Source organism: Streptomyces sp. IBSBF 3136, from assembly GCF_036815105.1.
In the GTDB taxonomy this organism is placed as follows: Bacteria; Actinomycetota; Actinomycetes; order Streptomycetales; family Streptomycetaceae; genus Streptomyces.
Window position 1 is genome coordinate 19735 of sequence record NZ_JAJSZC010000089.1, and the last position, 9838, is coordinate 29572.

The window sequence follows — 9838 nt, forward strand, 5'->3', positions numbered from 1 at the left end:
CCGACGACGAGGGGATCCCGGTGATCAGGCACCACACCCCGTTCGGCCACGACACCCGACCTCAGGTGGTCTGCCCGTCCTGCGGCGAGGTCCTGCGCCAGGAGAGCACAGTCCTACGGCTTCACGCCGCGTTGCTGCAGGCGCCGATGTGGTGGTGCGTGAATCGAGGAGGCGAGGCGCCGCCGGTCAGACCAGGCCGATTCTCTGGGCGATGTTCTCTCCGTGCCGCAGGCGTTGGTGCGCAGCCTCGCCCAGCGACACGATGACCGACGCGACGACGGTCTCGATCACGGCCATCGTCGGGACCAGGCTGTCGTACGGCGAGGGCGACGTGACCTGGCTGGGCAGGACGACCTCCGAGTGCGCGGTCACCGGTGAGAGCCACGTGTCGGTGAAGAGAACGACCTTGCCGCCCCGCTCCCGCACCAGCTGAGCCATGGCCACCTTGTCCTCCTCGTAGCGCCGGTAGTCGAAGACGACGAGCACGTCGCGGCGTGTCAGCGCGGCCAGGGCGGCGGTGCGCTCGACGTCACGATCGGGGAGGAAAGCCACGTCGTCGCGTAGCTGCATGAGGTGAAGACCCAGGTACTGAGCCAGCAGGTGGGTGAACCGGCCGCCGGCGAGGACGATCCGTCGTTTGGGGTCGGCGAGGAGTTGAGTGGCTCGGTCGAGGTCGTGCGGCGGGAGTTCGGCCAGGGACTGGGTGAGCGCGGCGGCGAACAGCCTGCTGCCGCTCTTCAGCAGCGGTTCGTCGGCCTCCGAGTGGTCGAGGTCGTCGGATCGGGTCAGGGCGGCCGACTCGTACAGCACCAGCGGTGAGGCGCTGCGTTCCTCGAGTTCGTCGCGCAGGGCCGCCTGGAACTCGGGGTAGCCGCGGAAGCCGAGGCGTGCGACGAACCGGAGGACGGTCGGTGCGCTGACCGCGGCACGCTCCGCGATGGTTGCGATGGTCTCGAATCCGGGTGCGGGATATCCCGCCAGCATGACCCTGCCGACCTTGCGTTCGGCAGGGCTGAGTTCACCCAGCTTGAGCCGGATTTTGTCGGCGAGCGTGCCTGAAGCCATCGAGAAGTTCCTTTTCCGAGCCGGGAGGCCTTGTCCATGGAGCCTACGGGGCAGGTACAGGGCCCGGGGCGCCCGGTGGAGGACCGAGCCCTGTGCATTTCCCGCCCATCCGGGGGCCGAGGGCTCTGTCGCCCCCTTCTCGGGGAGCCCTCGGCCCGGCCTGCGCGGGAAGCCTCACTGGGGGGTGATGGACACGGTCATCCCGATGAGGGTGTCCGCCGTGGTGCCGTCGTTCGTCAGGGGCGTGAAGTGCCGGTCCTTGTGGAAGGTGACGGTGAACCGCGGGCCGGACTCGTATGTGGTGGCAGTGGCCTCCCGCTGCCCCGCGGACTGCGCGAGGGCGCGTGCGGTGCCCAGGAAGCTGTAGGGGACGCCGTCGTCGTTGGCGAGGGAGTAGAAGACGTCGTTGTTCGCGGGCACCGGAGTGCGGTCCAGGGGGTGCAGCCGCTTCTTGTCGGATGCCGGCCGTACCCGCCAGCGGCGCGGCTCGTAGCGGTCACCGTCGGTGAGGTAGTCGTAGGTGGCCCCGGTGAGCGACCAGCCTCCGTTACGTCGACCCACGCGGGTGTGCCGCAGATCGAACACCGCCAGGCCCTGGGGGCCGACGACGCGCATGCTCTCGTCGGGCGATCCCGGTTGCTCGACGACGAGTGCGGTGTTCTCCTCGAGCGCGTAGATGCGCTGGTGGCCCGTGTCGGCGGCCAGGCGCAGCGAGCGGCCCTCACGGCCGGAGGTGCCGGTGTGCGTGTCCAGCAGTCCTGAGCGAAGGAAGCCGAAGCCGCCCTCGGGCAGGTAGCCGAGCTTGGAGGCGTCGTCGAAGTAGCCGGGTGTGCTGCCGTCCCGCAGGGCCTCGTAGGAGTCGCCACCGGTGATCATGTCGGCCCCGGCCGCGATCTGGGCACCGGCGCTCGATCCGGCCACCACGGCGCCCTGGGCGAGCTTGGCACGGATGGCGGCCAGCACCTTGGAGTCGGTGTGGCTGGAGCCGTGCAGCAGGCTGGTCACATACCGGTACTGGTCGCCGCCGCCGAAGAAGAACCCGGTCATGCTGTTGACCTGCGCGACGACGCGGTCGGAGTCGGCTGCGGCGACGTGGTCGAGGTCGACGGGGATCCACTCCGCGTCGGCGGCACCGTGACGGGTGAACAGGTCGGCGTAATAGGCGCCGTTGCAGGCGGAGTTGGAGCACGTGGCCGGGTCACCGGCGTTCGGGTCCTGGCTCTCGGGCACGGAGGCGGCGGTCAGCACGCCGATCCGGGCGACTCCCTTGCCGCCGGCCCGGTCGATGATCTCGCCGTACACCTGGTCGTTGTCGTCCTTCAGCCCGCCGCCGACCAGGACGAGCGACCCGGCGGAGCGGTGTCCGGCGGCCGGGTGTGCGACGGCTGCCGGAGCGACTGTCAGAGCCAGCAGGAGCGTGGTGCTCGCGGCCAGGGCGGTGCGACCGGCTCTGTGCGCAGTGCGCATGAGGTGCCTCCAGGGAGTGTGCGGACGTGGGTGATGTGCTGTGGGCGGCCGTGCGCCAGGCGGGGTGGGGCAACGGCTGGTGCGGACGGTTGCTGCGCCGGGTGGTGGCGGAACCGCCCGCGCGGGGACGGCGGAGCCGGCCTAGGCCGCCGGATCGGGCGGCAGGCGGTGCTCGCGCCCGAGTTCGGCGATGAGCGAGGCGAGCAGGGCGACACGAGTGGCGACGGTGGTGGTGTCCAGCCACTCCTGCGGGCTGTGATCGCCGCCACCTACCGGTCCCAGTCCGTCGAGCACGGGCACACCCGCGCCGGCGATCAGGTTCGCGTCGCCCACTCCGCCGGTGGCGGCCGCCCCGATGGACAATCCCATTTCTGCGCCGATGGACTGGGCGGTGCGCAGGAGATGCCGCGCGGCGTCGGTGTCCTCCATCGGCGGGCAGAGGTCGAGCTGCTCCACCGTCACGGTGGTCCCGGCGACCGCTGGACGTGCGGCGAGTTCCTCGATCGCCCGCCGGGCCTGCCGGATGCCTCGCGTCGTCGCCGAGCGGACCTCGACGTGCAGTTCTGCCTCGGGGCAGACGATGTTGATGCGGGTGCCGGCGTGCACCATTCCGACGTTGACCGTCACGTCGTCCCAGCGGCCGTTGAGCCCTTGGAGGGCGACGGTGAGGTGGGCCGCCGCCAGCGCGGCGTTGGCACCCCGTTCCGGTTCGATGCCGGCGTGGGCGGCGCGGCCCGTGACGGTGAGCCGGAAGTCGGCGATGCCCTTGCGGGCGATCACGACGTCGCCGTTCTCCCGGGCGCACTCCAGCGCCAGGGCGTAGTGCATGCCGTGCGCCGTCTCCTCGGTGAGGGGGCGGCTCGCCGGGGAGCCGATCTCCTCGTCGGGGACGGCAAGGAACACCAGCTCGGCGTACTCCTGGAAGCCCGTTTCCTCAAGGATGCGCAGTGCCGCGAGACCGGCTACGAGGCCGCCCTTGTCGTCGCTCACCCCTGGTCCGCGGGCGTGCGAGCCGACCAGGGCGAACGGCCGTGCCGCGGCCGTCCCGTCCTCGAAGACGGTGTCCAGGTGCGCGGCGAGGAGAATGCGACGGCCGCCGTCCTCGACGGAGAGTGACCCCTTCTTGCGCGCCAGTACCAGGTCGCCGGTGGCGAGAGTGCCGACGGGCGGCAGGCTCAGGCGGCGGGTGTCGAATCCGAGGGCCCGCAGCCGGTCGTCGACGATCGCGCCGACGCGGTTGACGCCTGCGGGGCTGTACGAGCCGGAGTCGATCGCGACGAGCTCCGCCAACTCCCGCAGGTATCGGGGCTGGTGGGCACGGGCGAGCGTCAGCAGTGCTGCGGTGCGCGACCGCTGACGGACCGGGGCGCTCACAGGACCTTCGAGAGGAATCCGCGGGTGCGTTCCTGCTCGGGGTCGACGAGTACCTGCTGGGGGTGTCCGGCTTCGACGACGACGCCTTCGTCCATGAAGACGGCGGTGTCGCCCACCTCGCGGGCGAAGCCGATCTCGTGGGTGACGACGACCATGGTCATGCCGTCGGCGGCGAGGTGCCGCATGACGTCCAGGACGTCCCCGACCAGTTCCGGGTCGAGTGCCGAGGTCGGCTCGTCGAACAGCATCAGCTTCGGTTTCATGGCCAGGGCGCGGGCGATGGCGACCCGCTGCTGCTGTCCGCCGGAGAGCTGTGCGGGGTAGTGCCCGGCGCGGTCGGCGAGGCCGACCTGCTCCAAGAGGCGCATACCGTCTTCTTGTGCCTCGGCGCGGCTGGCACCCGCGACGCGTACGGGTGCCTCGGTCACGTTCTCCAGTGCCGTCAGATGGGGGAAGAGGTTGAAGCGCTGGAAGACCATGCCGATGTCACGGCGGCGTGCGGCGACCTCCCGCTCACGCAGTTCGTGCAGTCGGTCGCCCTGCCGGCGGTAGCCCACGAGCTGGCCGTCGACGGAGAGCCGGCCGCCGTCGACCCTCTCGAGGTGGTTGATGCAGCGCAGGAACGTGGACTTGCCCGAGCCCGAGGGGCCCAGCAGGCAGCACACTTCTCCCGCGCCGACGGTCAGGTCGATGCCTTTGAGCACCTCGAGCTTGCCGAAGTCTTTGCGCACGCCCTGTGCGTGCACCATGGGCGTGGTCATCGGTCCGACTCCTTCTTGGCGCGGCCCAGCGCGACGGCGCCTGCGAACATGCGCTGCACGGCGGATGTCCGGCCGCCCTGCGAAGTGCCGCGACCGTAGCGTCGCTCCATCCAGGCCTGGGGGATGCTCAGCAGGCTGACCAGGGCCAGGTACCAGATGCTGGCGACCACGAGCATGGGGATGACCTGGTAGTTCTGCGCGTACACGTCCTGGATGTTCGACATCAGGTCGTGGGCGGCGATGACGGAGACGAGCGCCGTCATCTTCAGCATGTTGATTGTCTCGTTGCCCATCGGGGGGATGATCACCCGCATGGCCTGGGGAAGGACGATCCGGCGCATGGTCAGGGCGGGTCGCATGCCGAGCGAGTGGGCCGCCTCCGTCTGTCCCGGGTCGACCGACTGGATGCCGGCGCGGACGATCTCGCTCGCGTAGGCCGCCTCGTTCAGGCCGAGTGCGAGCAAGGCCGCGACCGCCGGAGTGAGCAGGGAGTTCGTATCGGCCTGGACGAACGTGATGTGGGTGAACGGGATGCCGACCAGCACCTTCTTGTACAGAGCCGCGGCATAGCCCCAGAAGATGATCTGGACCAGCAGCGGCGTTCCCCGGAAGATCCAGACGAACAGGGAGGAGAGTCCGTACAGGACGGGGTTGGCGGACAGGCGCATGACCGCGATCAGGGTGCCCAGGACGAGACCGAGGGCCATGGCCGCGGCGGTCAGCCACAGCGTCGTCGCCAGACCGTCGAAGATGAGGCCGGCGAAGAGGTAGTGGCCGATGACGTCCCAGTGCAGGTTGGCGTTCTTGGCCAGTGAGCCGATCAGTCCGCCGACGGCCGCCACGGCAGCCACGGCGGCGGCCCAGCGGCCGTAGTGCCTCACCGGGACGATGTCGATGTGGTCGGGGGCGGACGCGCGCTGCGGTGAGGCACTCAACGGTGTGGAGGTGGCGGGCATCGTCAGTCCACCGCCGCGTTGCGGGTGGCTTCTTCGACGGCGATCGAGGCGACGCCGTACTTGTCGAAGATCTTGGTGGCCGTGCCGTCGTCGATGAGGGCCTGGAGGGCCTTCTGCACCGCCTCGGTGAGTTCGGGCAGCTTCTTGCTGACGGCGATGCCGTTGGGCGAGGCGTGGTAGCCGCCCGGCGCCTTGGGGTCCTCCACCAGCTCGAAGGCCTTGCCGCCGTCGGCCGTCTTCGCGGTCCAGCCCGCGGCGGGCTTGGTCAGCACGTCGGCCACGACCTTCCCCGACCGTAGCGCCAGTTGCGCGTCGGAGTCCTTCGGGAAGGTAGAGATGGCGATCTTGGGTTTGCCTGCCGCGGTGCAGTCGGCCTGCGTCTCGGTGAGCAGCTTCAGCTGGTTGGTTGCGGCCTGCACGGCGACCGGCGACCCGCACAGGTCGGTCAGCGTGGTGATCTTCTTCGGGTTGCCCTTGGCGACCAGGACGCCGGACCCGGACTGGGAGTAGTCGACGAAGTCGACGACCTTCTGGCGGTCCTTGTTGTCCGTGATCGCCGACATCGCGGCGTCGAATTTGCCGGCCTGCAGGGCGGGCACGATGCCGTCGAACTTCTGCGGGGTGAAGACGAACCTCACCCCGAGCTTCGCTCCGATGGCCCGGCCGAGGTCGTAGTCGAGTCCGGTGAGCTCCTTGCCGCCCTCACTGACGAACATCTCGAAGGGCGCGTAGGGCACGTCGGTGGCGACGTGGACCGTTCCGGACTTCTTGATGCCGGCGGGCAGGGCGTCGTGCAGGGCCTTGTCCTTCTTCACCGTCACTCCGGCGACCTTCACGGTACTGGCCGAAGCGGCCTCGCCGGTGTCCGACCCGTCGTCGCAGGCACTCGACGCCATCAGCGCCACGACGGCGGTCGCGGCACTGATCACGGTGCGGCGGGAGGAATGTGGCATCACGATCGGTCCCTCTCGAGAAGTGCTGCCGGGGGAGGTCTGCCCTCGCCCTCTGACAGATCAGGAAACTACATCTGCGCGCTAGTCATGCATAGATGTAATGCCGATTACATTCCGGTAACTCGACCGAGGTGCCGCGAGAAGTTCCGAAATGGGCGTTGATGAGGGGTCTTTCGCGCTCCTGCGAAGCCCCTCTCCGCGACTTTCGTTTTACATCTTCCCGTAACAACCAGCTGCTTGTATGTTCCGCTACTGCCGTCTGGAGCCCTGCTGTTGATCCGTCAGGAGCGGGGCATGGGCGGCTCGTTCCCTCACCCCCACTTCGTCCCGCACCCCCAGGAGCACCGATGACCTCACGCGCCCTGAGCAGACCTCTCGCCTCGGTCCTTGTGGTCGTGGCGGCCGCCACGACCCTCGCCGTCACCAGTGACCCCGCCCATGCCTCCGCGGACCGCATCCGCCTCGGCAGCGCAACCGACGTCAGCCGATCGAGCTGGTCCGGCCCCGCCTTCACCATGAACGGCGACGGCAGCGTCCTCGGTGGCTCCATGACGAGGGCCATCGACGCGATCCGCGGCGGCACCGGAAGCCTCGACGTGGTCGTGCTGGCCGGCTCGGCCCCCACCTCGGGCGGGAAGACACCCGAATGCGACACGATCACCGGGCTCTCCGGTGTCAACTCGTGCACCACCTGGACGCTCACCACCGCGTCCGACGGCAACAACACCCAGCTGAACACCGACATCCGCAACGCGGAGTTCGTCTATTTCGCAGGCGGTGACCAGTGCCGCTACGCCGCCTGGAAGGGCACCGCTCTCCAGGCCTTGGTGCAGTCCGTCGTCGCCAAGGGCGGTGGCTCGGGAGGCGGCAGCGCCGGCCTGCACATCAACAGCTCCATCGTGTACGACGCTTGCACTGCGAGTGCGCCCTCGACCGACGCGCTCGCCAACCCCTACGACAAGTCCGTCACGTTCACGACCGGCATGTTCAACTGGCCGAACTACGCTGACACGATCAACGACTCCCACTTCGTCGCCCGCGACCGCATGGGCCGCACCATGGCGTTCGTCGCGCGCGCCATCAAGGACGGCCTGACCACACAGGGCAAGGCGTGGGGCGTGGGCATAGACGAAGGAGGCAGTTCCCTCTACATCGACAAGAACGGACTGGGCACGCTGTACGGCAGCGACGCCTACGTCGTCCTCGGCGACCACCAGCCGGAGCAGGCCGCCTCCGGCAAGCCTCTGACCTTCTCGAACTACAAGATCTGGCACCTCACCGACGGTCAGACGTTCGACTTCAAGAACCGCCCCGCCTGCGGCTACTACCGGCGCAGCGTCAACAACGGCGTGCCCGACGCCAACCTGTACGACGGCACACCCGAAACCGGCTGCGGAACTTCGGGGGGCGGCACGACAGTGAACGAGAGCGAGCCGAACGACTCCCGCTCCACCGCCGACGACATCACGTCGAGCACTCCCCCGGTGACAGTGTCCGGCGCCCTGAGCACTTCCTCCGACCGGGACTACTTCAAGTTCACGCTCGCCTCCGGCGAAACCGCGGCGATCTCCTGCGCCATCCCGGACGCCTACGACGCGGATGTCTACCTTCTCGATGCGTCCGGGAGCACGCTCACCAGGTCGGTGAACGACGGCCGGGGCAGCGACGAGTCCCTCACCTACACCCGCACGGCCTCGGGCAGCGGAACGTACTACCTGGACCTCGAGTCCTACGCCGGTTCCGGCTCCGCCACCTACGCCTGCGACGTGAACACCGCCTGACCGCGAGGTTCACGTCGCCACGGAGGCCACTGCTGCCTCCTGTTCCCGCTCATTGCAGATAGCGGTGGGTGGCAGGCGCTGACGGCGACCGGCGGCAGCGCGCAGGCGTGCACCTGTCGCGCTGCCGCCGGCCGCCAAAGAGCCGTGCCAGGCGTGCCGGTGTGCCAGGCCGCCATCACCACGTCAGCCTCCGGACAGTGGCGGGAGGCACCGCCATGGGGCGCGCCCACGATGTTCACCGAGCGCGCGCTCGGTGAACATCGTGAATCCTCACCGGTGCGAGTCCGGCGGTGCGGCTACCCCTGCGCCCCGCGCCCTTCCTCAGCCGTGGCGCAGGTGACGGTCGGTGGACCGGCTAGAGCACACTGAACACGCAAGCATGATCGACTGTCTGCTGGACACCGCCTCGCGGGACGTCGGCGCAGCCGGTTGACACGCCCGGCTCTGACGCCGGGCAGGTCCCCACTCTGCTGCGTGCCGCCCGGCGCGAGGAGCCGCCTTGGCGCGCGGCCGGCCCCGGTACCGGGCCGGCTCAGCCCCGTGCACCGGGTCCGTGCTCGGGCACGGAGGGCGGGCGAGTGCAGGTCGTATGCCCGCCGTCCGCTGCCGATCAGCGTCTGCCGTCCGGCTCAGCCGGAGATCTCCTGGCGGTCCGCTGCCCCGCTGATGGCGATCTTGCGGGGCTTGGCGCGCTCGGTGATCGGGATGCGCAGGGTGAGCACCCCGGCCTCGTAGTGAGCGGAGATGCGCTCGGTGTCCAGCGTGTCGGCCAACACGATCTGGCGGGAGAAGACGCCCAGCGGCCGCTCGGAGAGTTCCATCTGCACGTTGTCCGACTTCGCCACGGGCCGGCGTTCGGCCTTGACGGTCAGCATGTTCCGTTCGACGTCGATGTCGATCGCCTCCGCGCTGACGCCGGGGAGATCGAAGGCGACGACGTACTCGTCCCCCTCGCGGTAGGCGTCCATCGCCATCGCGGACGGCCTGGACCAGGTCGCCGGCCCGGTCAGCTGCTGAGCGAGCCGGTCGAGCTCACGGAAGGGGTCGGTGCGCATCAACATCGGAAAAACACCTCCGGGGAGTTCAGGCAGTTGCTGCCAATGCGCTGCACTGAATCCGTTGTAACACGTCATCCAGTAGATGACAAACCCGATGTCGTCCAAACGATGACGTCCAGGTGCCCATGGCGGCCGCCGACAGCCGCACTCGCACGACAGCAGCTCGTTCCGCTCGCTTACACGCCCCTCGCCCGCCTCGCCCTGCACCGCCTCGTGCAGCCCTGACCACGCTGTCGACTGTTGTGGCCTGCCCGGGCCGATGTGTCGAGCAGGAGCCGTGCGCAGCGGCCCCGCAGACAGGAGGAGCAGGGTTCCACTGCTGGGCCTGCGGGGCCGGTGCACCACTCACGTACCCTGCGATGCGCCCGATACGCCCGATCCCTCCCAACCGCCCACGTGGAGAGGTTCCTTGCACGAGTGGGG

The 9838-nt window shown here is 69.3% G+C and carries 8 protein-coding genes; 1 reads left to right on the forward strand and 7 read right to left on the reverse strand.

The window, feature by feature from the left end; translation table 11 throughout:
* Positions 1–186: 186 nt before the first annotated feature.
* The 6 genes from V7E45_RS20195 to V7E45_RS20220 all read right to left on the reverse strand — a co-directional run bounded on the left by V7E45_RS20195 (position 187) and on the right by V7E45_RS20220 (position 6576).
* Positions 187–1065 (reverse strand): MurR/RpiR family transcriptional regulator, encoded by an 879-nt coding sequence (locus V7E45_RS20195; RefSeq protein ID WP_333775592.1) that lies wholly within the window; start codon positions 1063–1065, stop codon positions 187–189.
* 174 nt (positions 1066–1239) lie between these two features.
* Positions 1240–2532 (reverse strand): cyanophycinase, encoded by a 1293-nt coding sequence (locus tag V7E45_RS20200; protein WP_333775593.1) that lies wholly within the window; start codon positions 2530–2532, stop codon positions 1240–1242.
* A 141-nt stretch (positions 2533–2673) separates the two neighbouring features.
* Complete coding sequence (locus tag V7E45_RS20205; RefSeq protein WP_333775594.1) at positions 2674–3906, reverse strand: M20 family metallopeptidase; 1233 nt, start codon at positions 3904–3906, stop codon at positions 2674–2676.
* Positions 3903–4655: an amino acid ABC transporter ATP-binding protein gene (locus V7E45_RS20210; protein WP_333775600.1), complete on the reverse strand. Its 753-nt coding sequence runs from the start codon at positions 4653–4655 to the stop codon at positions 3903–3905. Before V7E45_RS20210 ends, V7E45_RS20205 begins: the two co-directional genes overlap by 4 nt.
* Positions 4656–4663: 8 nt before the next feature.
* Positions 4664–5623 (reverse strand): amino acid ABC transporter permease, encoded by a 960-nt coding sequence (locus V7E45_RS20215; RefSeq protein WP_333775595.1) that lies wholly within the window; start codon positions 5621–5623, stop codon positions 4664–4666.
* Between the two features lie 2 nt (positions 5624–5625).
* Positions 5626–6576: an ABC transporter substrate-binding protein gene (locus V7E45_RS20220; RefSeq protein WP_333775596.1), complete on the reverse strand. Its 951-nt coding sequence runs from the start codon at positions 6574–6576 to the stop codon at positions 5626–5628.
* A gap of 347 nt (positions 6577–6923) precedes the next feature.
* On the opposite strand from V7E45_RS20220, the gene V7E45_RS20225 reads away from it, so the two are divergent.
* Positions 6924–8357, forward strand: coding sequence for a pre-peptidase C-terminal domain-containing protein (locus V7E45_RS20225; protein WP_333775597.1), 1434 nt, complete (start codon positions 6924–6926; stop codon positions 8355–8357).
* Positions 8358–8986: 629 nt separating this feature from the next.
* Here V7E45_RS20225 and V7E45_RS20230 read toward each other — a convergent pair.
* Complete coding sequence (locus V7E45_RS20230; RefSeq protein ID WP_333775598.1) at positions 8987–9418, reverse strand: Hsp20/alpha crystallin family protein; 432 nt, start codon at positions 9416–9418, stop codon at positions 8987–8989.
* Between the last annotated feature and the right edge of the window lie 420 nt (positions 9419–9838).